Consider the following 23,023-nt stretch of genomic DNA (forward strand, 5'->3'; position numbering starts at 1 on the left):
ATGCAGTCGTGCTCGCTGTCCGGACACCCTCCGTGGGGGTGCCGTGCCGGGTCTCAGCCCAGCGGGTCGTCGTCCCCCCACGGCACCAGCGTGATCGTGCGGTCCGCAGCATCCAGCCCACCCGCGGCCCGGTCGCGCAGCGACGCCGGGGTGTCCACCCCGGCCCGGACCATGCGGCCCGACCACACGTCGTGCTCCCCGGCCGCGAGGGCCAGGGCCAGGGCGGTGACCTCGCCCGGGTCGGTCCACTCGGTCCGGCTCACGTGCGCCACCATCGCCTCGGTCATGTCGGTGCGCACGACCCCGGGGGCCAGGTCGAAGGCGAAGACGCCGTGGTCACGCCCGGCGAGGTCCGTGGAACCGGTCAGCCTGGCCAGGGCCGTCTTGCTGGCGTTGTAGGCCGACGCCACGGCGCCCGGACGCACCCCGGCACCGCTGTTGACGTTGATCACCCGGCCAGAGCCTGCGGCCACCATGTGCGGCAGGACGGCGTGGGTCACGAGGAACGGCCCGCGGACGTTGACCTCCATGGTGCGCCACCACTCCTCGGGGTCCGCCTCGTGGATCGGCACCTCGGTGTCGATGACGCCGGCGTTGTTGACGAGCACGTCGATCCGGCCGTGACGGCCCAGCACCTCGCCCACCCACCGCTCGACGGCCACCCGGTCCGTCACGTCCGCGACGGCGCTGGAGCCCCGCTCCACGGCATACCCGGCCTGCTCGAAGGCGTCGGCGAGGTGTCGGCCGATCCCCCGGGACGCGCCGGTGACGACGACGACCGGGGCGCTCGACATCGCGGCCACGGTCACCGCTGCACCGCGCCGGTGCGCTCCGTGGCTGCAGCGACGGCGGCATCGCGCAGGGCGCTGACCTCGTCGGTGGTCAGGGTGCGCTCGGCGGCCCGGAAGGTGAGCCGGTAGGCCAGGGACTTGTGACCGTCGCCCACCTGCTCCCCACGGTAGATGTCGAACAGCTGCACGGACTCGAGCCGGTCGCCGGCGCCCGACCGCAGCGCCGCCTCGACGTGAGCCGCAGGCACGTCCTCCGCGACGACCAGCGCCACGTCGGTGTGGGCCGGCGGGTAGGTCGACAGCTCGGTCGCCTGCAGCGGGACCCCGGTGGCGGCCACGAGCACGTCCACGTCGAGCTCGGCGGCCACGGTGCGTGCCGGGAGGTCGAGGGCGGAGGTGACCTTCGGGTGCAGCTCGCCGGCGTATCCGACGACCGTGCCGTCCTGGAGCGTGATGCCTGCCACCCGGCCAGGGTGCCAGGGCGCACGCTCGGTGGCGGTGACGACCAGGTCGAGGCCGAGGGCCGTCCCCAGGGACAGCGCCCAGGCGACCGCGTCGGAGGCATCCACCTTGCGGCCGGGGCCCCACGGGCCGCCCCGCTCGACCTCGCCGGCGGCCGCCATGGCGACGTGCCGTGGCTGGTCCGGCACGGCAGCGCGGATCCGTGCCAGCGTCTCGTCGTCCGGCTTGACCTCGATGCCGGGGACGGGCGCCTTCGACGGCTCGTCACGACCGATGGTCACCAGTCCGAGCTCGTAGACCGCGACATCGCGCTGACCGCGGGCGACGTTGCGCCGCAACGCCTCCAGCAACGTGTCGAGCACCGAGGTGCGCAGCAGCGGCAGCTCGTCGGACAGCGGGTTGACGAGCGACTCGGCGCGGCGCCGGAGGTCCTGGGGCGCGTAGCCCAGGGCGTCGAAGAGGCCGGGAGCCACGAACGGGTAGGTCAGCACCTCCACGAGCCCCTGCTGCGCGAGCGTGTTCGCCACGACCCGGCGAACCCGTTGGCCGTGGGTCAGTCCGTGCCCGGCCCTGGGGGTCGGCAGGACGGACGGGATCTGGTCGTACCCGCGGACGCGCGCGACCTCCTCCACCAGGTCCGGCCCGTCGGTCAGGTCGGGGCGCCAGGTCGGCGGCAGCACCGAGACGACGACACCACCCTCGGCGACGCCCTCGTCGGTGACGTCGCAGCCGATGGCACGCAGCGTGCCGACGACCTCGTCCTGGGGGTAGTCGAGCCCGACGTAGCGGGTGGGCAGCGTCGTGTCGAAGGTGATGGGGCCGCGCGACGAGCGCTGGTCCACGTCCGTGACACCGGGGTCCGCCGTGCCACCACCGTGGGTGACGAGCAGGTCGACGGCGAGCTGGGCGGCGGCAGCGGCCACCGCCGGGTCGACCCCGCGCTCGAACCGCTTGGACGCCTCGGTGGTGAGCTTGTGCCGTCGCGAGGACCGGGCCACCGAGATCGGGTCGAAGTGCGCTGCCTCGATGAGCACGTCGGTCGTCGCGGCCGTCACCTCGGACGACTCGCCACCCATGACGCCGGCGATCGCCAGCGGTCGGTCGTCGCCGTCGACGATGAGCAGGTCCTGGGGGTCCAGCGCCCGGGCGACGTCGTCCAGCGTGGTGAGCTTCTCGCCCGGCCGGGCGCGGCGCGTGCCGACCCCACCGGACAGGGTCGACAGGTCGAAGGCGTGCAACGGCTGGCCGAGCAGCATCATCACGTAGTTGGTGACGTCGACAGCCAGCGAGATGGGCCGCATGCCGAGCTGGGTGAGGCGCTTGCTCATCCACTGCGGCGTGGCGGCCGTGGTGTCGACACCGCGCACGATGCGCGCGACGTACCGGTCGCACCCGGGGACGCCGTCGATCGGCGACCCGTCGGTGACGTTCACGGCATACCCGTCGTCGTTGGCTCCTGCGACATCGAGGTGGGCCGGGTCACGGAACACACCACCGGTCGACAGGGCGTACTCGCGGGCGATGCCCCGCAGCGAGAAGCAGTAGCCGCGGTCCGGGGTGACGTTGACCTCGACGACCTCGTCGGCCAGCCCGAGCAGCTCGATGGCGTCGTCACCGGGCGTGAGCGCGGCGGCGGCGTCGGCGCCCAGGAGGGTCGACAGGACGATGATGCCGTCGTGGTCGTCGCCGAGCCCGAGCTCGCGGGCCGAGCAGATCATGCCGTTGGAGACGTGGCCGTAGGTCTTGCGCGCCGAGATCTCGAAACCGCCGGGCAGCACCCCACCCGGGAGGACGCACACGACCAGGTCGCCGGGACCGAAGTTGTGCGCCCCGCAGACGATCTCCTGGGCCTTGCCCTCGGTCACCCGCTGGCCGTGCTCCCCGACGTCGACGGTGCACCAGTTGATCGTCTTGCCGTTCTTCTGCGGCTCGGGCTCGACGGTCAGGACGCGGCCGACGACGATGGGGCCCTTGATGTCGCCACCGCTCAGCCCCTCCTCCTCCAGACCCACGCGGACGAGGGCGGCGGCGATGTCGGCACCGGTGGCGTCGGCGGGCACGTCGGCCAGCTCACGAAGCCAGGACACGGGCGCGTGCATCAGATCTCCATTCCGAACTGGCGGGAGAAACGGACGTCTCCCTCGACGATGTCGTGCATGTCCCCCACGCCGTGGCGCAGCATCAGCGATCGCTCGATGCCGAGGCCGAAGGCGAACCCGGAGTAGCGCTCGGGGTCGACGCCGGCGGCCCGCAGCACCCGCTGGTTGACCATGCCGCAGCCACCGAGCTCGATCCAGCCGGTGCCGCCGCACGTGCGGCAGGAAGGGTCCTGGCCGCCGCAGACCCAGCACTGGCAGTCGATCTCGGCGCTGGGCTCGGTGAAGGGGAAGTAGTTGGGGCGCAGCCGCGTGACGATGCCGTCACCGAACAGTCGCTGCACGAACGCGTCGAGCGCGCCCTTGAGGTGGGCCATCGTGATGTCCTCGTCGACGACCAGGCCCTCGAACTGGTGGAACACCGGCGTGTGGGTCGCGTCGAGGTCGTCGGTGCGGAACACCTTGCCCGGGCAGAGCACGTAGATGGGCGGCTCGCGATCGAGCATCGTGCGGATCTGCACTGGCGAGGTGTGCGTGCGCAGCACCAGGCCGCTGCCGGCCGGCGCGACGAAGAACGTGTCGGCCTCACCACGGGCGGGGTGGTCCGGCGACAGGTTGAGGGCGTCGAAGTTCAGCCACTCGGACTCGACCTCGGGACCCTCGGCGATCTCCCAGCCCATGGCCACGAAGATGTCCTCGATCCGCTCGGACACGAGGCTGATCGGGTGGCGGGCCCCCAGCGGGCGCCGCGGCGCGCGGACCGTGAGGTCCATGGTCTCCTCGACGAGGATCCGCTCGTCGCGCTCGGCCTCGAGCTCGGCCTGCCGGGCCGTGAGCGCCTGGCCGACACGACCACGCGCCTGCCCGACGCGCTTTCCGGCCTCGGCCTTGGCGCTCGGCGGCAGGGCACCGATCTCACGGTTCGCCAGCGCCAGAGGGCTCTTCTCCCCCTGGTGCGCGAGGCGGGCCGCCTTGAGCGCGTCGAGCGAGTCGGCTGCCGCGATCGCTGCCACGGCGTCGGCGACGGCCTGGTCGATCACCGCAGGGTCGAGCGCTGCGACCTCGACCGGGTCGTACTGCTTGTTGGGTCCTGACATGCCACTTCCTCTGTCGGCGCAGCCTCGGGGGCTCTCCACCCGTGGGCGCGCACGGCTCGGCGCCCGGGTCGGGCCCACCGAGTCTAGGGGCGCACGACGGCGTCCCCGGTGTTGGGTTGGGGGCTGGGTTGCGCCTTCGGTGGCGGCGAGCAGCCGCGGGGCGGAGCGGGGGCTCGGTGGTGGCCACCCCGCATACGGGTATGGCGCCGAGCCGGCGCGCGCGGGACGGGACCGTCCGCGGTGGGTGCCCTCAGCGCAGCCGTGCGACCGCGTCCGAAGGCGCGGTAAATCGCTCGGCGAGACGGGTCATGGCACCAGCCTGACCCAGGACCGCGTGGCCACGCAACCAGGTTCCGTGGGCGGCTGACGCGCTCACGCGAGGTAGTCCGGCGGCTCCGACGGCAGGCTCAGGCGGAACTGCGCCCCACCGCCGGGGGCCGACTCCACCTGCACCTGGCCACCGTGCGCCTCGACCAGGCCCTTGACGACGTAGAGGCCCAGGCCGGTGCTCCCCCGGCTCGCGCCGTGCCAGAACCGGCTGAAGACGATGTCCCGGTGGTCGTCGGGGATGCCCTTGCCCTGGTCGCTCACCACGAGGTCGATCCCTTGGTGGTGGTGGCCCTTGGACTCGAGCAGCTCCTGGGCGTCCCCGCAGGCCTTGCTCGCCGCGAGGGTGACGACACCCTCGCCGTGGCGGAACGCGTTCTCGATGAGGTTGGACAGGATCTGGTCGAGCCGGTCGGGGTCCGCCCACACCTCGGGCAGGTCGTCCTGGACCTCGATCGCGAAACGCTCGCGGTCCTGCCCGGAGGCCACCGCGCGCTCGACGTGCCGCCCGTAGACTGCGGCGACGTCGACGGGCTGGGGGCGGATCTGCAGGCGGCCCGCGTCGATGCGCGAGATGTCGAGCAGCTCGGTGATGAGCCGGGTGACCCGGTCGGCGTCTGCCTCGATCGTCTCGATCATGAGGCGCTTCTGGTCGTCGGTGAAGCGGTCCCAGCGACGCAGCAGCGTCGACGAGAAGCCCTTGACGGACGTCAGCGGGGAACGCAGCTCGTGGGCGACGGTCGAGATGAGGGCGGCGTGGTCGGCCTCGAGGCGGCGGCGGGCCTCGGCGTCGCGGACCATGACGATGACCCGGTTGACCGGCTGGTTGCGCCCCGGCCGCAGGTACTTCGCGGTGACGAGGACCTCGCGGCCACCCTCGAGCATGAGGAACTTCTCGCGGTGGCCCGTGCGGATGTTGAGGCCGCGCCACGGGTCCGTGACGTCCCACCAGTCGGTGCCGTCGCTGTCGCGCAGCGTGAGCGCCTCACGGATGTCGCGGCCGACGAGATCGCGGGCACGCATGCCGAGGACCTTCGCCGCGCGGCGGTTGAGGAAGCTGATCCTCGCGTCTGCCTCGGCGGCGATGAGGCCGTCGGGGAGGACCTCGCTGGCCATGGCGGCCCGCTCGGCGTCGAGGATGGCTCCGGGCCGGTAGTCCATGCGGGGAACCCTAGCCCCTCTGTGCCGCTGCGGAGGCGTAGACACAGACCGTGGCAGCCATGGCCAGGTTGAGCGACTCGGCCGCTCCGTAGATCGGGACGCGCACGACCTCGTCGCACTGCGCCCGGACCTCCTCCTCCAGTCCCCACGCCTCGTTGCCCATGACCCAGGCGTGCGACGGGACGAGGTCGACGTCCGGGAGCAGCACCGTGCCGGCGCCGTCGGCGGCCAGGACACGGATCCCGGCGTCCCGGAGTCGGGTGATCGTCGCGTCGACGCGCAACCCCGTGACGACCGGGAGGTGGAAGAGCGAGCCCGCCGTGGAACGCACGACCTTCGGGGAGAGGACGTCGACCGAGGCGTCGCTCACGAGGACTGCGTCGGCCCCGGCGGCATCGGCTCCCCGGATCACGGTGCCGGCGTTCCCGGGGTCGCGGACGTTGGTCAGCAGGACCAGCAGCCGCGGCGACCCCACGAGGACGTCGTCGAGGGTCGCCACCGGGGTGCGGCAGACCGCCGCGAGCCCCTGCGGGGTCGGGGTCTCGCTCATCGCGGCGAGCACCTCGTCGGTGACCTCGTGGACGTACAGGCCGGCAGCGGAGGCCGCCGTCACCACCTCGACGTACCGCTCCGCGGCGTCGGGGGTGAGGTACAGGTCGACGACCAGCTCCGGGTGGTGGCGGACCACCTCGCGGACGGACTGCGGCCCCTCGACGAGGAACCGGCCGGTCCGGTCACGCACCGAGCGCCGGGACAGTGCCCTGACCGACTTGACCCGGTCCGACCTGGTGTTGGTCAGAAGGGTGTCCGGCTGGGGCATGTCCCGGCGCTCGGGTGGAGTGCTGTGACGCGCTGGATCAGGCGTTCGCGGTCTCGGCCACGGCCGGGACGTTCGCGCGCGAGATCTCGACGAGGGCGGCGAAGGCAGCCTCGTCGTTGACGGCCAGCTCGGCCAGCATGCGACGGTCGACCTCGATCTCAGCAGCCTTGAGGCCCTGGATGAAGCGGTTGTACGTCATGCCGTTGGCGCGGGCGCCGGCGTTGATGCGCTGGATCCACAGGCGACGGAAGTCGCCCTTCTTGGCCCGACGGTCACGGTAGGCGTAACCGAGGCTGTGGGTGACCTGCTCCTTGGCCTTGCGGTAGAGGCGCGAACGCTGTCCGCGGTAACCGCTGGCGCGCTCGAGGACGACCCGGCGCTTCTTCTGGGCGTTGACTGCCCGCTTCACGCGTGCCACGTGAGTTCTCCTTGCTGTCTAACTGCTTGCGAGGCTGCTTGTCGAGCCCGGCCAAACAATGGGGTTGGGTGGGGCTCGGCTCAGCGGCCGAGGAGCTTCTTGACCTTCTTGGAGTCCGGCTTGGACACCTCGACGTCGTTCGCGATCGAGCGCGTGAAGCGCGAGGACTTGTGCTCGAGGAGGTGGCGACCGCCAGCCTGCTCGCGCATGACCTTGCCCGTGCCGGTGATCCGGAAGCGCTTCTTCGCACCGGAGTGCGTCTTCATCTTCGGCATGAGGCCGATCTCCTTGCTGTTGGTGTAACCGTGTCGTTCGTGCGGGTGGTGCAGGGGTGGAACCGGGCTCAGGTGGCCGGCTCGGTGGTCTCTGCCTCGGGGGCGGTGGGCTCGGCGGCCGTCTCGGTGGAGACGTCCTGGGCCTGGTCCGCGTCGGGGGCCGGGGCGGCGGTGCGCGCGCGGCGCTGCTCGGCCATCGCCTCGGACTTCTTCTTCGTCGGACCGAGCACCATGATCATGTTGCGGCCGTCCTGCTTGGGGGCCGACTCGACCGTGCCCAGCTCGATGACGTCCTCGGCGAGGCGCTGCAGGAGGCGGAAGCCCAGCTCGGGGCGCGACTGCTCGCGTCCGCGGAACATGATCGTCACCTTGACCTTGTCGCCGCCCTTGAGGAAGCGCTCGACGTGGCCCTTCTTGGTGCCGTAGTCGTGCGGGTCGATCTTCGGGCGGAGCTTGATCTCCTTGATGACCGTGTTGACCTGGTTCTTACGCGCTTCGCGCGCCTTCAGTGCCGCTTCGTACTTGAACTTGCCGAAGTCCATGAGCTTGGCGACTGGAGGCTTGGCCATCGGGGCCACCTCGACGAGGTCGAGGTCAGCCTCGGCGGCGAGCCGCAGCGCGTCCTCGACGCGCACGATGCCGACCTGTTCTCCGTTGGGGCCAACCAACCGCACTTCCGGCACCCGGATGCGGTCGTTGATGCGAGGCTCGCTGATGGTGGTGCTCCTTCGGTCAGGGAATCGTCCGACCGCACCCAACGAGAAGAGGCTCCCCGCCGCTGTCGCGCGAGAAGCCTCACCAGTTCCGTCACGGGTGCCCCGAGTACCGTGTGCGGTGCGGGCTGACGCCCGCGGCACACGCCTCGTTGGACCCGGGAACCCGGCGACCGAAGTGGTCGACGCGGGTGGAAGCAGGTGCTGCTTCTCTTGCACACCGCGCCCACCTGTGTGGCCACCCGAAGGCGACCCCGTGAGTGGTCACGGCCGGTCGATCTGCAAGGCTACCAGCGTGAGCACGGAATCTCCCAATCCCCACCCGACCACCTCCCGCTACGACGAGACCACCCCTGCCGACGACGGACAGCTCGCGCAGCAGACCCGTGACATCTCCGAGGTGCCGGCCGTCGAGGTCATCACCACCGCGGCGATCCACCTGATGAGCGCTGCCGCGGTGAAGTGCGGGCTCGCGGAGGGCCCCGACGCCGCCGACCACCTCGACCTCGACGAGGCCCGTCGCCTCATCAACGCCCTGGCCGGTCTCATCACGGCCTCGGCCCCCGACCTCGGCAGCCAGCACGCCGCTCCCCTGCGCGACGGCTTGAAGTCCCTGCAGCTCGCCTTCCGCGAGGCCTCCGTCATCCCCGACGCGCCGGGTCAGGGTCCCGGGGAGAAGCTCACCGGCTCCGTCGTCTGACCTCGCCGGAGCGGCGCCGAGCCGCCAGGCTGGACCGGTATGGCGCGGGAGCTCAGACGGTGGCTGCGGCGCGGGCGCGCTCGGCGGACTGCTTCGCCCGTCCGGCCCGGTGGCGGCGGGCGCGGCCGGAGGTGGCGACAGCTCCCACGAGCGCGATGACCAGCCCTGCCGCCGCGACGACGAGGAACCCCGCACCCCACCCGACGTGGTCGATGGCGACGCCGGCCAGGGGCGCACCCATGGCCCCTCCGGCCGTCATGAACGACCCGTGCCAGCCCATCGCCTCCCCGCGGGCGTCCGCGGGGACCACGCGGCTCGCCTGGTCGACGGTCGCGGTGATGGTGGGCGCGCAGAACAGCCCCGCCACGAACCCGAGGACGGCCAGCGACGGCGCCCCGGACGCGAGCGCCATGGGTGCGGTCACCAGGGCCAGCCCCCCGAGCAGCCAGAAGGCCGAGATGGAGCGGCGCAGCCCGCCGTAGACGAGCCCGCCGACGAGCGACCCGAGGCCCCAGACCGCCAGCACCCAGCCGATCGACCCGGGCGACTGGAAGTCACGCAGGGCCGCGACGAAGGCGATGTCGGAGCCGCCGAGGACGAGGGTGGCCGCACTGGCGCCCAGGCAGATGGCGATGAACTGTGGCCGCAGCCACGACGAGCGCGGCACGGAGGCCGCCGCGGCGACGGCCACGCCCTGGTCGTCGACCTCGCGCGGTGCGTCCTCACGGATGACCGGGTTGGCCGCCCACAGCAGGATGCCCGCGGCGACGCCGAGCATCTGGATGGCGAAGAGGACCCACGTGGTCGGCCAGACCGTCGCGGCCCAGACCCCGAGTGCGGGGCCGACCATGAAGGACAGCTCCACGGCCACCGAGTCGAGCGAGATGGCCGTGCGGCGGTCGTCCTCGGGGACGGCGACGATGATCGCCTGCCGGATGATGGAGAACGCGGGGATGACGAAGAGTCCGGCGACCGAGGCCAGCACGAGCAGCGGCCAGTACGACACGAACGGCGCGATCGACCAGCAGACCGCGGCCACGACGATCGACGGCACGACCACCCGGCGCAGGCCCATCCGGTCGAGCAGCCGCCCACGCCACGGGCCGCTCACGGCGATGGCGATGGTGGCAGCGGCCGAGACCAGGCCGGCCGCGGCGTAGGGGCGGTCGAGGGCGGACACGACGTGGAGGGTGAGGACGATGCCTCCGGCGAACACCGGCATGCGCACGAGGAAGCCCAGCACGAGCGCCCGGCGGAGGGCGGAGCTGGCGAGGACGCGGCGGTAGCGGTGGAGCACTAGCACTCCCCCACTGTCGCAGTCGGGACCGACACCAGCCAAATGGGTTTCGCTCCTGACACCCGGGACCGGGCTCAAGGGTGTCGACGCGGCTCCTCCAGGCGACCTACCGGCCGGACAACCGCTCCTCCCGCAGCACGTCCACCCGGTCGCGTGAGTAGGCCGAGGTGGAAGCAGGAGCCGCCCGTCCGAGGCGCTCGCGAAGAGCTGCGTCGCCCATCCCCCTGTCCAGCGCCCCGGCCAACGCCGCGACGTCCCCACCGGGACGAGCAGGCCGTACACCCCGTCCGTGACCAGCTCACCCCCACGGCGCGGCCGGGCTCCCTCGGATGCGGACCCCGCCCGGATCGGCGAGGGTGGAGGCAGGCTCCGCGCCATACCCGAACCTGACCGACCTGACCGCAACGAACGATCCCGAGGAGCACCATGACCACCCAGAACACCGGCGAGTCCATCCAGACCGCACCCTCCGACGAGGCCCGACTCGGCTCCCACACCGACAACGGCGCACCGGCCCCCAGCGACCGCAACTCCCTGACCCTCGGCGCCGACGGCCCGATCCTGCTGCACGACGTGCACTTCCTGAACCAGATGGCGCACTTCAACCGCGAGCGCGTGCCCGAGCGCAACGTGCACGCCAAGGGCTCGGGAGCGTTCGGCACGTTCGAGACCACCGAGGACGTCTCGCGGTACACCAAGGCCGCGCTGTTCCAGCAGGGCTCGACGGTCGAGATGCTCGCGCGCTTCTCGACGGTCGCCGGTGAGCAGGGCTCCCCCGACACGTGGCGCGACCCCCGTGGGTTCGCGCTGAAGTTCTACACGCCCGAAGGCAACTACGACCTCGTCGGCAACAACACCCCGGTGTTCTTCATCCGCGACACCATGAAGTTCCCGCACTTCATCCGCAGCCAGAAGCGCCTCGGCGGCTCGGGCCTGCGCGACAACCACATGCAGTGGGACTTCTGGAGCCTCAACCCGGAGTCGGCGCACCAGGTCACGTACCTCATGGGTGACCGCGGCATCCCGAAGACGTTCCGGCACATGAACGGCTACGGGTCGCACACGTTCCTGTGGATCAACGAGGCCGGTGAGAAGCACTGGGTCAAGTACCACTTCCACAGCAACCAGGGCGTCGAGGGACTGACCGGGGAGGAGGCCACCCGCATCGCCGGGCAGGACGCCGACCACCACCGCCGCGACCTCTGGGACTCCATCGAGGCCGGTGACTTCCCCAGCTGGACGCTCTCGATCCAGGCGATGCCCTACGAGGACGCGAAGACCTACCGGTTCAACCCGTTCGACCTGACCAAGGTGTGGCCGCACAGCGACTACCCGCTGATCAAGGTCGGCACGATGACCCTGAACAAGAACCCGGACAACTTCTTCGCCCAGATCGAGCAGGCGGCGTTCGAGCCGTCGGCCGTCGTGCCCGGCATCGGCTTCTCCCCCGACAAGATGCTGCTCGGTCGGGCCTTCGCCTACTCCGACACCCACCGCTACCGGATCGGCGCCAACTACCTGCAGCTGCCCGTCAACCGTCCCCGCGTGGAGAACCTCAACACCTACACGCAGGACGGTGCGATGGCGTTCGAGCACCGCGGTGACGCCCCGGTCTACGCCCCCAACAGCCAGGGCCGCGGCTACGCCGACCAGGTCGGCGAGGTCGAGGACGGCTGGGAGGCCGACGGCGCCATGGTGCGCCAGGCCTACACGCTGCGCGCCGAGGACGACGACTTCGGTCAGGCCGGCACGCTGGTCCGCGAGGTCTGGGACGACGCGCAGCGCGAGTCGTTCGTCGAGACCGTGGCCGGTCACCTGCTCGGTGGCGTGAAGTCGCCGGTGCTCGAGAAGGCGTTCGACTACTGGAAGAACGTCGACGCCGACACGGGCAAGCAGATCGAGGAGCTCGTCCGCGCCGGTCTGGGTGGCGACAACCCCGGCGGCATGGCCGACGACGCCAAGGTCGTCCAGGACCCGATCGTGGAGACGAACACGCAGGCGTCCAGCTAGTCCCACGACACCGTGTGCCGCGTGCCCCCGGAACCACCCGGGGCACGCGGCATACCGTGGTCGTCGTGACGATCTTCCACCTCGCCGAACCCGCCCACTGGGCCGCCGCCCAGCTCTCGGGCAGCTACACGCAGTCGACACGCGGACGCACGATGGAGCAGGAGGGGTTCATCCACTGCTCGTCCGCGGAGCAGTGGCCCGTGGTGCGCCGCAACTTCTACGCCGACGTGCCAGAACCCTTGCTGCTGTTGGAGATCGACGTCGACGCGCTCGCCGAGCCGCCGGTCGTCGAGGTCGGGAACCCGACGACCGGCGAGACCTTCCCCCACCTGTATGCAGCGCTGCCGACGTCCGCGGTCGTGCACGTGACCGAGCTCGCGCCCCCGCACGGCGAGGACGTCGACCCGCGGCCGCTCAGCTGATCGAGAAGGCCAGCCCGTCGATGCGGGCGCGGATCTCGCCGTCCGTCGCCAGCCGCTCCCCCACGGCCGTGGCGATCTCCTGGACCCGCTGAGCCGGGAGGCCGGGCACGAGCGTGAGGGCGACGCGCAGCACGCCCTCACCCGGCGTCCCGCCGGTGAGGGCGTGGCCGACCACGTCGGGCTGCTCGTGCAGGGCGTCCGCCACGGCGGCCGCCACCTGGGGGTCCTCGTGCGCCGGGAGCCACTCGCGCTGCTGGGCCAGCGCCCAGACCATGCTCGGGCGCAGGGCGAGCGGCTGCTCGCCCGCGACGTCGACCACGATGACGTCGCACCGTTCGCTCACGGCGGCCTGCGCTGCGCGGGCGGCGGTCACGGGCACGGGGCGCGCCTGCGGGTCCCAGGCGGAGATCGCGTCCATCGAGGTGAAGACGGGCAGGGCCCGGGCACCGTCCGGCGCGACCAGCGTCACGGCGGCCATGTCCGTCTGCTTCTCGACCAGGTGCTCGCCGCTGTCGTCGACCGAGACCGGCTCGGCGACGATGGGGACGAGGAGCCGGGCGCCGGCCACCGCGGCCATCAGGGCGCGTTCGTCGGACGGGTCGGCGAGCGCGGCCGCGAGTGCCGGGTCGGCGGCGCCGGTGTCACCGTCGAACCCCGTTCCCGTCAGCTCACGACCGCCGAAGGGAATGCCCGCGGAGTCCTGCGAGGGCGTCGACCCGCTCACGGTCGTCCCGCCACGTCGAGCGCGTCGGGCAGCGTGAACGCCCCGCGGTAGAGCGCGGACCCCACGATGGCACCCTCGACGCCGTCGGCGACCAGGCCACGGATGGCCTCGATGTCGGCCAGCGTCGAGACTCCGCCGGAGGCGACGACCGGGCGGTCGGTGCGGGCGCAGACGTCCCGCAGCAGCTCGAGGTTCGGCCCCTTGAGCATGCCGTCCTTGTTGACGTCCGTGACGACGTAGCGCGCGCAGCCCTCGCGGTCGAGCCGCTCGAGCGTCTCCCAGAGGTCGCCACCCTCCTGCGTCCAGCCGCGTGCGGCCAACGTGGTGCCCCGGACGTCGAGGCCGACCGCGATCCGGTCACCGTGCTCGGCGATCGCGGCGGCGGTCCACCCCGGGTCCTCCAGCGCCGCCGTCCCGAGGTTGACCCGGCAGCAGCCGGTGGCCAGGGCAGCCTCGAGGGAGGCGGCGTCGCGGATGCCGCCGCTCATCTCCACCTTGATGTCGAGGCGCCCGACGATGTCAGCGAGCAGGTCGCGGTTCGAGCCACGCCCGAAGGCCGCGTCGAGGTCGACGAGGTGCAGCCACTCGGCACCCTGCTCCTGCCATGCGAGCGCCGCCTCCCACGGGTCGCCGAACTGGCCACCGGTGCCGGCCACCCCCTGCACGAGCTGGACGGCCTGGCCGTCGGCGACGTCGACGGCGGGCAGGAGTTCGAGGCGTGGCGTGGTCATGCGATGTCCTTCACGTGTCGTGCGGCGGTCGGTGGGGTGCGTCAGTGGTGTCGGTCGATGGTGACTGTTCTGCCTGAGGGACAGGCTGTTTCGACAGGGTGGGGGACACCTCAGAGGGTGCGGACCCAGTTCTCGAGGAGCGCCAGCCCGGCGTCCCCGGACTTCTCGGGGTGGAACTGCGTCGCCGACAGGGGGCCGTTCTCGACGGCCGCGACGAAGCGGCCACCGTGGTCGGCCCACGTGACCTTGGGCGCCACCGCGGCGAACGCGCCGGTGGGCGGCTCCAGGACCCAGTCCTGCACGGCATACGAGTGGACGAAGTAGAAGCGCTCGGACTCGACGCCCGAGAACAGCCGTGAGTCGCCCGGCGCCTCGACCCCGCTCCAACCCATGTGCGGCACGACCTCGGCGCGGAGCCGGGCGACGGTGCCGGGCCACTCCCCGAGGCCCTCCTGGGGCGTGCCGGTGGGTTCGTCGGAACCGTCGAACAGGACCTGCATCCCCACGCAGACCCCGAGGACGGGCCGCCCCCCGGCCAGGCGGGTCTCGATGACGAGCGGCCCGTCGGCGGCACGCAGGCCGGCCATGCACGCGTGGAAGTTGCCGACACCGGGGACGAACAGCCCGTCGGACTCCAGGGCGAGGCGACGGTCACCCGTCAGCGTCACCTGCGCGCCGACGTGCTCGAGGGCACGCACCGCGGAGCGGACGTTGCCGCTGCCGTAGTCGAACACCACCACGTGTGCCATCAGCTCTCCTCCAGTTCGGCGCGGTGCTGCGCCTGCTCTGCCATGCGGGACTCGAAGCGCGCCACCGCCTGCGCGGTGGGTGCGACGACCTGTCCGCGGGGTTGGTCGGACGGTGCCAGCAGGTCGCCGCCGGGCAGGGACAGGACCTCGAGCACCCGCCGCAGGTACCGCAAAGCGTCGCCGGAGCCATCCTTGAGGACCGCGTGGACCGCGGAAGGGCTGGTCCGGCTGTGCGCGGCCGCCACCAGCTCGGGCGGACGGGCCGGGTCGAGTCCCGGCGTGCGCAGCGGGCCGTTCTCGGGTTCCCACACCAGCCACCGGTGGCCGGCGCGGAACCCCTTGGGCTGCAGGCTGACCACCGCGCGGTGGTCGATGACGAACACCCCGATGGACGGCCGCAGCCGCAGGGGCACGGGCCGTCCCGCGAGCACCGTGACCGCGTCGTCGTACGGGGCCCGGGCGCGCGAGGAGCGCTCGGCCGGCAGCAGCGCCGTCCACTCCCCCAACGGCACGACGTCGCAGGCGACGAGCCCCCTGCGGACCCAGCCGGACACGGGGCCGGGCTTGGCCCGCACCAGGAGCAGTCCGCGCGAGTCCCGCGCGGGCTGCCACGGGACGCTCACGTGGAGAGGCTGCCCTTCGCGCTGGGGACGCCGACCACCCGCGGGTCGCGGGCCACCGCGGCCCGCAGCGCGCGGGCGACCGCCTTGAACTGCGCCTCGACGACGTGGTGGGGGTCGCGTCCGGACAGGACCCGGACGTGCAGGGCGATGCCGGCGCGGTAGGCGAAGGACTCCCAGACGTGACGGGTCAGGGAGCCGACGTAGTTGCCGCCGATGAGGACGTAGGCCTGGCCTTCCGGCTCACCGGTGTGGACGACGTAGGGACGGCCCGCGACGTCGACGACGGCCTGCACCAGCGCCTCGTCGAGGGGCACGGTGGCGTCACCGAACCGGGAGATCCCGCTCTTGTCGCCGAGCGCCTCGCGCAGCGCGTCGCCGAGCACGATCGCGACGTCCTCGACGGTGTGGTGCGCGTCGACGTCGACGTCGCCCGTGGCCTTGATGCGCAGGTCGATCAGCGAGTGCTTGGCCAACGAGGTGAGCATGTGGTCGTAGAACCGCACACCGGTCGACACGTCGGCGACGCCCGTGCCGTCGAGGTCCAGCTCGAGCTCGACGCTCGACTCGGACGTCGAGCGGCTCAGCGAGACCCTGCGGTCACCTGCGGTCACGACGGGCTCCTGTCCGTGGCTGTTGCAGCGATCTCGGCCACGGCGGCCAGGAACGCGTCCGTCTCGGCCGGGGTCCCGGCCGTCACACGAAGATAGTGGGGAATGCCGACGTCGCGGACCAGCACCCCGCGGTCCAGCAGCGCGCGCCACGTCGCGGCAGCGTCGACGAGTCCGCCGAAGAGCACGAAGTTGGCGTCGCTGGCGACCGGGTCGTAGCCGAGGGCGGCCAGCTCGGCGACCATCCGATCGCGCTGCTCCTTGATGACCTCGACGGTCCCGAGCATCTGGTCGGCGTGCGCGAGAGCCGCCAGCGCGATGGCCTGCGTCGGCGCCGACAGGTGGTACGGGAGACGCACCAGCCGCAGCGCGTCCACGAGGGCGGGGTCGGCGGCGAGGTAGCCGAGCCGACCCCCCGCGAACGCGAACGCCTTGCTCATGGTGCGCGTCACGACGAGCCGCGGTCGTCCCTCGAGGAGGGTCAGGGCGCTCGGGGTGCCGGGGCGGGCGAACTCGGCGTAGGCCTCGTCCACCACGACCACGGCCCGCTCCGCCGCGGCATACACGGCCTCGACGACGTCGAGCGGCAACGCGGTGCCGGTGGGGTTGTTCGGTGAGCAGAGGAAGACCACGTGCGGCTGGTGCGCCCGCACCTGCTCCACCGCCGACTCCACGGTGAGGTCGAACGGTGCGTCGGTCCCCTGCCCTCGCAGCCCGTCGACCCACGTCGTGCCCACGCCGGTGCTGATGAGCGGGTGCATGGAGTAGGCGGGGGTGAAGCCCAGGGCCGTCCGGTCCGGGCCGCCGAAGGCCAGCACGAGGTGCTGGAGGACCTCGTTGGAGCCGTTGCCGGCCCACAGCTGGGCCGGCTCCAGCGCCACCCCCGTGGTCGAGGACAGGTATGCCGCGAGGGCGGTCCGCAGGTCCGTGAACTCCCGGTCGGGGTACCGGTTGAGGTCCGGTGCCACGGCGGCCACGCGGGCGGTGATGTCGGCCACGACGTCGGGCGGCACCGGGTAGGAGCTCTCGTTGGTGTTGAGGCGCACGGGCACGTCGAGCTGGGGCGCGCCGTACGGGCTCGCGCCACGCAGGTCGGGGCGCAGCAGCTCCTCGAGGGGGGTCAGGTCGCTCACGACGTCCGCCCGGCTCAGGATGCGTCGAAGCGGGCCGTGACCGCCTCGCCGTGGGCGGGCAGGTCCTCGGCCTGGGAGAGCGTCACGACGTGGTGCGCGACCTCCTCGAGGGCGGACCGGCTGTAGTCGACGACGTGGATGCCACGCAGGAAGGACTGCACGGACAGGCCGCTGCTGTGGCAGGCGCACCCGCCGGTGGGCAGCACGTGGTTGGACCCGGCGATGTAGTCGCCCAGGCTCACGGGTGAGTACGGGCCGACGAAGACCGCGCCGGCGTTGCGCACCCGGGCGGCGACCGAGGACGCGTCCCGCGTCTGGATCTCCAGGTGCTCCGCGGCGTAGGCGTTGACGACGTCCAGGCCTCGCTCGAGGTCGTCCACGAGGACGACGCCGGACTGCGGGCCGGTGAGGGCGGTGCGCACGCGCTCCGCGTGCTTGGTCGCCGGCACCCGGCGCTCCACGGCCGCGGCGACCGCGGCGGCGAGCTCCGGGCTGTCGGTCACGAGGACCGATGCGGCGTTCGGGTCGTGCTCGGCCTGGCTGATGAGGTCGGCCGCGACGTGCACCGGGTCGGCGGAGTCGTCCGCGAGGACGGCGATCTCGGTGGTCCCGGCCTCCGAGTCGATGCCGATCAGGCCCTTGAGCAGGCGCTTGGCGGCCGTGACGTAGACGTTGCCGGGGCCGGTGACGAGGTTGACGGGCTCGGCCACGACGGCCTCCTCGCCCTCCCCGTCGGTGAACCCGTGGGCGAACGCGGCGACCGCCTGGGCACCGCCCACGGCATACACCTCGTCGACGCCCAGCAGCGCGCAGGCGGCGAGGACGGTCGGGTGGGGGTAACCGGCGAACACACCCGTGTTCTCGCGCTGGGGCGGGCTGGCGACGGCCAGCGAGCCGACCTCGGCGATCTGTGCGGGGACGACGTTCATCACGACGCTGGAGGGGTAGACCGCACGGCCACCGGGCACGTAGAGGCCGACGCGGTCGACGGGGACCCAGCGCTCGCTGACGGTGCCACCCTCGGCGACCGTGGTCGTCGTGGTGGTGCGGCGCTGGTCCTCGTGGACGATGCGCGCCCTGCGGATCGACTCCTCGAGCGCGGTCCGCACGTCCGGGGCCAGGGTGTCAAGGGCCGCGGCGATGACGTCGGCGGGCACGCGCAGGCTCGTGGGGCGGACCCCGTCGAACCGTTCGCCGAGGTCGTAGAGGGCCTCGGCGCCGCGGTGCCGCACGTCCTCGCACAGCGGCCGGACGGTCTCGACCGCCGCCGCGACGTCGAACTCGGCGCGGGGCAGGAGGTGGCGCAGCTCGCGGACACCGAGCACGCGTCCGCGGAGGTCGATCGTGGACATCATGGGGCCAAGTCTAGGCGGGGCCGTTCGCGGCTCCTGTGGCGGTCTCAGCCCCCGGAGCCCTGGCGTGGCATGAGCGGGTCCGTCGGGACCTCGGGGCCCACCCGCGGGTCCGGGCCCAGCCCGCCCGCACCCGGGCGGCTCGTGGAGCCGTCGGGGTCCACCTGCCCGTCAGCGCTGCGGGCGTCGTGGCGGAAGGTCGCCTCGATGCTGTCGGCCACCTCGTCGCGGGGCCACCGGGCAGCCAGCAGCACGAGCACGCCGAGGGTGATCACCGCGCAGATACCGACCGCGGCAGCGGCCGAGGTGTGCTCGGAGATCCACCCCGCCGCGAGGAAGCAGACGCCCGTCACGCCGACGGACATGGCCCCCGCGAGACCGAACACGCGGCCCCTCATCGTGGGTGGGACGAGCAGGGTGAAGGCCGACTGGAGCGGCAGCATGTAGCACTGGAGGGCGCCCGAGAGGAACCACGCCACCCACACCACGGGCAGCGGCGGCTCGAAGATCGTCGCGAGCAACGGCAGCGGCATGAGCACCGCGAGGCGCATGACGAGCCGGAACTGGCGCTCGGCGGGGAGCCTGGCGATGAGCAGCACACCGACGACTGCACCGAGGATGGGCGCGGCCATGAGCAGGCCGCCCCACGAGGACGAGCCGCTGTGCTGGGTGCCGTACGGCAGGGCGACGGCCTCGGGCGCGGCGATGGCCAGGGCGCTGGCGAGCGAGAGCAGCAGCAGCATGGTCAGGACGCGGCTGGAACGGATCTGCTGCCAGCCGTGGGCCAGGTCTCCGGCCAGGCTGTAGAGCGGGGTCTCCGTGGTCTCGGCCAGCGACCTCGGCGGAGTGATCCACATGAGCAGGGCGGCACCGAGCACGAAGGTGGCCAGGTCGAGCAGGAGGGCCTGGGTGTCCCCGATGACCCCGACGATGACACCACCGATGGCCAGGCCGATGGCCTGGTTGATCTGGGTGGCGAGGGTGTTCAGCCCGAACGCGCGGGCGTAGAGCCGGCGGTCGGGGAAGATGTCGGTGAGCAGCACCTGGCCGGCCGTGATGGCCGGACCGCCGACGAACTCGAGCACGAACACGATCGACAGCACGAGCGCGAGCGACTCGGTCGTCGACACGGTCGCGATCAGGGCCAGGACGAGCAGCGCGCGCAGGAGGTGCGTGCCGACCATGACGGTCCGTGCGGGCCAGCGGTCGCACAGGGGCGACAGCAGTGCCCTGCCGAGGATGCTCGGCACCAGGGACACGGCGAACGTGGCCGCCGTGGCGAGGGCCGAACCGGTCCAGGCGAACACGACCGAGGCGATCGTGATGCGGGCGATGTAGTCGCCCCACGTCGACAGCGTGGCGGCCATGAAGACGGGCAGGAACACCGGGGCGCGAAGCACCTCGGTGTACGAGGGCACCACAACGGCACCGTCCCTGCCCCTGACCATGCGCCGACCGTACCTCGCTACCGCGAACCGTAAAAGTCGAACTCGGTCACCGTCCGGGCGTGTCGGGCCGCCCGGCGGTACCGGCCCGCGAGGTCTGCTCCGGAGCCCGGATCGCCACCGAGGATGCGGCTCACGCCGTCGGCGACCCGCAGGTCGGAGGGCACGCTGTCGACGGGCCGGCCGCGGTAGAGCACCGCGGCGTTGCGCAGCCGGGAGGCCAGGGTCCAGGACTCCCGCAGGGCCTCGGCGTGCTCGGCGCTGATGAGTCCGGCGCCCTCGGCCGCCTCGAGCGCAGGCAGCGTGCTCGTGGTCCGCAGGCCCGGCACGTCGTGGGCGTGCTGCATCTGGAGCAGCTGGATCGTCCACTCGACGTCGGTCAGGCCACCGCGCCCGAGCTTGAAATGGCTCTTGGGGTCGGCCCCGCGGGGCAGCCGCTCGGCCTCCATGCGCGCCTTGAGGCGGCGGATCTCCCGGACCTGCTCGGGGGTGAGCCCGGCGTCCGGCCAGCGCAGGGGGTCGATCAGCTCGACGAACCGCTCCCCCAGCCCGACGTCGCCGGCGATGGGGGTCGCGCGCAGCAGCGCCTGCGACTCCCAGGTGAGCGACCAGCGCGAGTAGTAGGCGCGGTAGCTCTCCAGGCTCCGCACGAGTGGTCCGTTCTTGCCCTCGGGGCGCAGGTCGGCGTCGAGCCCCAGCCCGGTGTCGGGTCCGGCACCGCCGAGCAGGCGGCGCAGCTCCTGCACCGTGGCGAGGGCCTGGTCCTGGGCGGCGGCCTCGGAGGCGCCCTCGACGGGCTCGTGGACGAACAGCACGTCGGCGTCGGAGCCGTACCCCACCTCGCCGCCCCCGAGTCGTCCCATGCCGACGACGAGCAGCCGGGTGGCGGGCGGGCCGTGCTGCTCCGCCACGACGCGGACGGCCACGGACAGCGCGGCCTCCAGGAGCGCGGCCACGAGGTCCGTCAGCGCGGTGCCGACCTCGCGCAGGTCCAGCTGCCCCGTCAGGTCGGCGACGGCGATCCGGAAGAGCTCCTGACGGCGCAGGCTCCGCGCTGCGCGGACGGCCCGGTCCGGGTCCTCCTGACGACCTGCAGCGGCGGTCATCCTCTTGACCAGGTCGGCGCGCGGCAGGGGCGTGAGCCCTCCGGTCTCGCCGAGGATCGCGACGGACTCGGGGGCACCGACGAGGAGGTCGGCGGCATACCGGCTGCGCCCGAGGACGTGCGCCAGCCGCTCGGCGGCCGTGCCCTCGTCGCGCAGGAGGCGCAGGTACCAGTGGGTCGAGCCGAGCTCCTCGCTCACCTTCCGGAAGGCCAGGAGCCCCCCGTCGGGGTCGGCCTCGTCGGCGAACCACGCCAGCATCACCGGCAGGAGGGTGCGCTGGATGGCCGCACGGCGGCTCACGCCTGAGGTGAGTGCCTCGAGGTGGCGGATGGCACCGGCGGGGTCACGGAAGCCGAGCGCCGCGAGCCGCTCGCGGGCGGCCTCCGGACCGAGGCGGGCCTCGGAGCTGCTCAGCTTGGCGACGGCAGCCAGCAGGGGCCGGTAGAAGAGGCGCTCGTGGATGCGGCGGACCTCGCGCGCCTGCTGCTGCCACTGCGTGACGACCGCCTTGGCGGGGTCCGAGCGGTGTCCCAGCGCCCGACCGAGGCGGCGCAGGTCCGCCTCCCCCGTCGGCATGAGGTGCGTCCGCCGGAGCCGGAACAGCTGGATGCGGTGCTCGAGGGTGCGCAGCAGGCGGTAGGCGTCGTCGAGCGTGGCGGCGTCCTCGCGCCCGACGTACCCACCCCGCGCGAGCGCGTCCAGGGCCTCGAGGGTCGTGCCGGAGCGCAGCGAGTCGTCGGAGCGGCCGTGGACGAGCTGGAGCAGCTGCACGCTGAACTCGACGTCACGCAGCCCGCCGGGACCGAGCTTGAGCTGGCGGTCCGCCTCAGCGGCGGGGACGTGCTGCTCCACGCGGCGCCGCATCGACTGGACGTCCTCGACGAAGTTCTCGCGGGACGCGGCCTGCCACACCATGGGGCGGACGGCGTCGAGGTAGGCCTCCCCGAGCGCGCGGTCGCCGGCCACCGGACGCGCCTTGAGCAGGGCCTGGAACTCCCAGGTCTTCGCCCAGCGCTCGTAGTAGGCGCGGTGGCTCTCGATGGTCCGCACCAGGGGCCCGTTCTTGCCCTCGGGGCGCAGCGCCGCGTCGACGGGCCACAGGGTGCCCTCGCCGGTCGAGGTGGAGCAGGCGCGCATGAGGTGGGTGGCCAGCGAGGTCGCGGCACCGATGGCGCGCGCCTCCTCGACGCCCTCGCGCGGCTCGGCCACGAAGATGACGTCGACGTCGCTGACGTAGTTGAGCTCGCGCCCACCGGTCTTCCCCATGCCGATCACGGTGAAGTCGCACAGGTCGGCGTCCTCCCCGACGTGCTGACGGGCGATCTCCAGGGCGGCCTCGAGGGCAGCCTCCGCGAGGTCGGCGAGCGCTGCCGCCGCCTCCGGCAGGGCTGCAGGCGGGTCGTCCGTCGTGAGGTCCAGGGCCGCGATCCCGAGCAGCTGCCGTCGATAGCCGATCCGCAGCGCGTCGTATGCCGTGCGGTCACCGGGGTCCCGGACCGCGTCCACGAGGTCGTGGACGCGCTGCGCGGGGGTGCGGGGTGCGGCCTCGGTGACGCTGCGCCAGTGCTCGGGGTGCGCGACCAGGTGGTCGGCGAGCGCGGTCGAGGCACCGAGCACGGCGAACAGCCGGTCGCGGGCCGGGCCGGAGTGGCGCAGGGCCGCGACGAGGCCGCTGACCTCCACGCCCGTCCCGGACTCGGCGTCGCGTCGCTTCGGCTCGCCGGCACGCAGCGACTCCATCAGGCGCACCAGGCTGAGCAGCGCCAGGTCGGGGTCGGCGACCGCGGACAGGGCGTCCGGCAGGCCGTCGTTGAAGAGGTCGTCGAACGGGTCGACGAGTCCCGCGAGCGCCCGGTCGGCCAGGAGCTGCTCGGCGCGCGGCGGGTCGGCGAAGCCGAGCCGAGCCAGGGTCGCGGTCTGGGAGACCGCCCGGCCGGCCATCACGACCACGCGCCGCGTGACC

The 23,023-nt window shown here is 72.7% G+C and carries 21 protein-coding genes; 3 read left to right on the forward strand and 18 right to left on the reverse strand.

What is annotated here, in order from left to right:
- Positions 1 to 53 precede the first annotated feature (53 nt).
- From ASD62_RS17425 to infC, 8 genes are all read right to left on the reverse strand, one after another.
- Positions 54 to 794, reverse strand: a complete 741-nt coding sequence (locus ASD62_RS17425) for an SDR family oxidoreductase (protein WP_056917855.1) — start codon at positions 792 to 794, stop codon at positions 54 to 56.
- A gap of 11 nt (positions 795 to 805) precedes the next feature.
- Positions 806 to 3,352, reverse strand: a complete 2,547-nt coding sequence (gene pheT / locus ASD62_RS17430) for a phenylalanine--tRNA ligase subunit beta (protein ID WP_056917508.1) — start codon at positions 3,350 to 3,352, stop codon at positions 806 to 808.
- Complete coding sequence (gene pheS, locus ASD62_RS17435) at positions 3,352 to 4,446, reverse strand: phenylalanine--tRNA ligase subunit alpha (protein WP_056917509.1); 1,095 nt, start codon at positions 4,444 to 4,446, stop codon at positions 3,352 to 3,354. Before pheS ends, pheT begins: the two co-directional genes overlap by 1 nt.
- A gap of 372 nt (positions 4,447 to 4,818) precedes the next feature.
- Positions 4,819 to 5,934 (reverse strand): ATP-binding protein, encoded by a 1,116-nt coding sequence (locus ASD62_RS17440; RefSeq protein WP_056917510.1) that lies wholly within the window; start codon positions 5,932 to 5,934, stop codon positions 4,819 to 4,821.
- 10 nt (positions 5,935 to 5,944) lie between these two features.
- Positions 5,945 to 6,754, reverse strand: a complete 810-nt coding sequence (locus tag ASD62_RS17445) for an RNA methyltransferase (RefSeq protein WP_056917511.1) — start codon at positions 6,752 to 6,754, stop codon at positions 5,945 to 5,947.
- Between the two features lie 37 nt (positions 6,755 to 6,791).
- Positions 6,792 to 7,172: a 50S ribosomal protein L20 gene (rplT, locus tag ASD62_RS17450; protein WP_056917512.1), complete on the reverse strand. Its 381-nt coding sequence runs from the start codon at positions 7,170 to 7,172 to the stop codon at positions 6,792 to 6,794.
- Between the two features lie 80 nt (positions 7,173 to 7,252).
- Positions 7,253 to 7,447, reverse strand: coding sequence for a 50S ribosomal protein L35 (gene rpmI, locus ASD62_RS17455; protein ID WP_056917513.1), 195 nt, complete (start codon positions 7,445 to 7,447; stop codon positions 7,253 to 7,255).
- A 68-nt stretch (positions 7,448 to 7,515) separates the two neighbouring features.
- Entirely contained in the window at positions 7,516 to 8,130 is a 615-nt protein-coding gene (infC, locus tag ASD62_RS17460; protein WP_369818826.1) for a translation initiation factor IF-3, read from the reverse strand.
- 325 nt (positions 8,131 to 8,455) lie between these two features.
- On the opposite strand from infC, the gene ASD62_RS17465 reads away from it, so the two are divergent.
- Positions 8,456 to 8,860 carry a DUF1844 domain-containing protein gene (locus ASD62_RS17465; RefSeq protein WP_056917515.1) on the forward strand — a complete coding sequence of 135 codons (405 nt, stop codon included), beginning with the start codon at positions 8,456 to 8,458 and terminating at the stop codon, positions 8,858 to 8,860.
- A gap of 52 nt (positions 8,861 to 8,912) precedes the next feature.
- Here ASD62_RS17465 and ASD62_RS17470 read toward each other — a convergent pair whose 3' ends face one another.
- Positions 8,913 to 10,163, reverse strand: coding sequence for an MFS transporter (locus ASD62_RS17470; protein ID WP_056917516.1), 1,251 nt, complete (start codon positions 10,161 to 10,163; stop codon positions 8,913 to 8,915).
- Positions 10,164 to 10,583: 420 nt separating this feature from the next.
- On the opposite strand from ASD62_RS17470, the gene ASD62_RS17475 reads away from it, so the two are divergent.
- On the forward strand, positions 10,584 to 12,167 hold the full coding sequence (locus ASD62_RS17475) for a catalase (protein ID WP_200947839.1): 1,584 nt from the start codon (positions 10,584 to 10,586) through the stop codon (positions 12,165 to 12,167).
- 65 nt (positions 12,168 to 12,232) lie between these two features.
- Positions 12,233 to 12,589 (forward strand): DUF952 domain-containing protein, encoded by a 357-nt coding sequence (locus tag ASD62_RS17480; RefSeq protein ID WP_056917857.1) that lies wholly within the window; start codon positions 12,233 to 12,235, stop codon positions 12,587 to 12,589.
- On the opposite strand, the gene ASD62_RS17485 is transcribed toward ASD62_RS17480, so the two are convergent.
- The 9 genes from ASD62_RS17485 to ASD62_RS17525 form a co-directional block, all read right to left on the reverse strand.
- Complete coding sequence (locus tag ASD62_RS17485; protein WP_056917517.1) at positions 12,582 to 13,313, reverse strand: SseB family protein; 732 nt, start codon at positions 13,311 to 13,313, stop codon at positions 12,582 to 12,584. The genes ASD62_RS17480 and ASD62_RS17485 overlap by 8 nt on opposite strands.
- Positions 13,310 to 14,044, reverse strand: a complete 735-nt coding sequence (gene priA / locus ASD62_RS17490) for a bifunctional 1-(5-phosphoribosyl)-5-((5-phosphoribosylamino)methylideneamino)imidazole-4-carboxamide isomerase/phosphoribosylanthranilate isomerase PriA (protein ID WP_056917518.1) — start codon at positions 14,042 to 14,044, stop codon at positions 13,310 to 13,312. Before priA ends, ASD62_RS17485 begins: the two co-directional genes overlap by 4 nt.
- Positions 14,045 to 14,154: 110 nt before the next feature.
- Positions 14,155 to 14,793 (reverse strand): imidazole glycerol phosphate synthase subunit HisH, encoded by a 639-nt coding sequence (gene hisH, locus ASD62_RS17495; RefSeq protein ID WP_056917519.1) that lies wholly within the window; start codon positions 14,791 to 14,793, stop codon positions 14,155 to 14,157.
- Positions 14,793 to 15,416, reverse strand: coding sequence for a hypothetical protein (locus tag ASD62_RS17500; protein WP_056917520.1), 624 nt, complete (start codon positions 15,414 to 15,416; stop codon positions 14,793 to 14,795). Before ASD62_RS17500 ends, hisH begins: the two co-directional genes overlap by 1 nt.
- A complete protein-coding gene (gene hisB, locus ASD62_RS17505; RefSeq protein ID WP_056917521.1) occupies positions 15,413 to 16,027 on the reverse strand; it encodes an imidazoleglycerol-phosphate dehydratase HisB in 615 nt (204 codons plus the stop codon). The genes ASD62_RS17500 and hisB overlap by 4 nt, the downstream gene beginning before the upstream one ends.
- Complete coding sequence (locus ASD62_RS17510) at positions 16,024 to 17,148, reverse strand: histidinol-phosphate transaminase (RefSeq protein ID WP_056917858.1); 1,125 nt, start codon at positions 17,146 to 17,148, stop codon at positions 16,024 to 16,026. The genes hisB and ASD62_RS17510 overlap by 4 nt, the downstream gene beginning before the upstream one ends.
- A gap of 23 nt (positions 17,149 to 17,171) precedes the next feature.
- On the reverse strand, positions 17,172 to 18,512 hold the full coding sequence (gene hisD, locus ASD62_RS17515) for a histidinol dehydrogenase (protein ID WP_056917522.1): 1,341 nt from the start codon (positions 18,510 to 18,512) through the stop codon (positions 17,172 to 17,174).
- A 44-nt stretch (positions 18,513 to 18,556) separates the two neighbouring features.
- Positions 18,557 to 19,957 carry an MFS transporter gene (locus tag ASD62_RS17520; RefSeq protein ID WP_082553353.1) on the reverse strand — a complete coding sequence of 467 codons (1,401 nt, stop codon included), beginning with the start codon at positions 19,955 to 19,957 and terminating at the stop codon, positions 18,557 to 18,559.
- A gap of 17 nt (positions 19,958 to 19,974) precedes the next feature.
- Entirely contained in the window at positions 19,975 to 23,001 is a 3,027-nt protein-coding gene (locus ASD62_RS17525) for a bifunctional [glutamine synthetase] adenylyltransferase/[glutamine synthetase]-adenylyl-L-tyrosine phosphorylase (protein ID WP_056917859.1), read from the reverse strand.
- Between the last annotated feature and the right edge of the window lie 22 nt (positions 23,002 to 23,023).

This window comes from Phycicoccus sp. Root563, from assembly GCF_001427915.1.
Classification (GTDB): Bacteria; Actinomycetota; Actinomycetes; order Actinomycetales; family Dermatophilaceae; genus Pedococcus.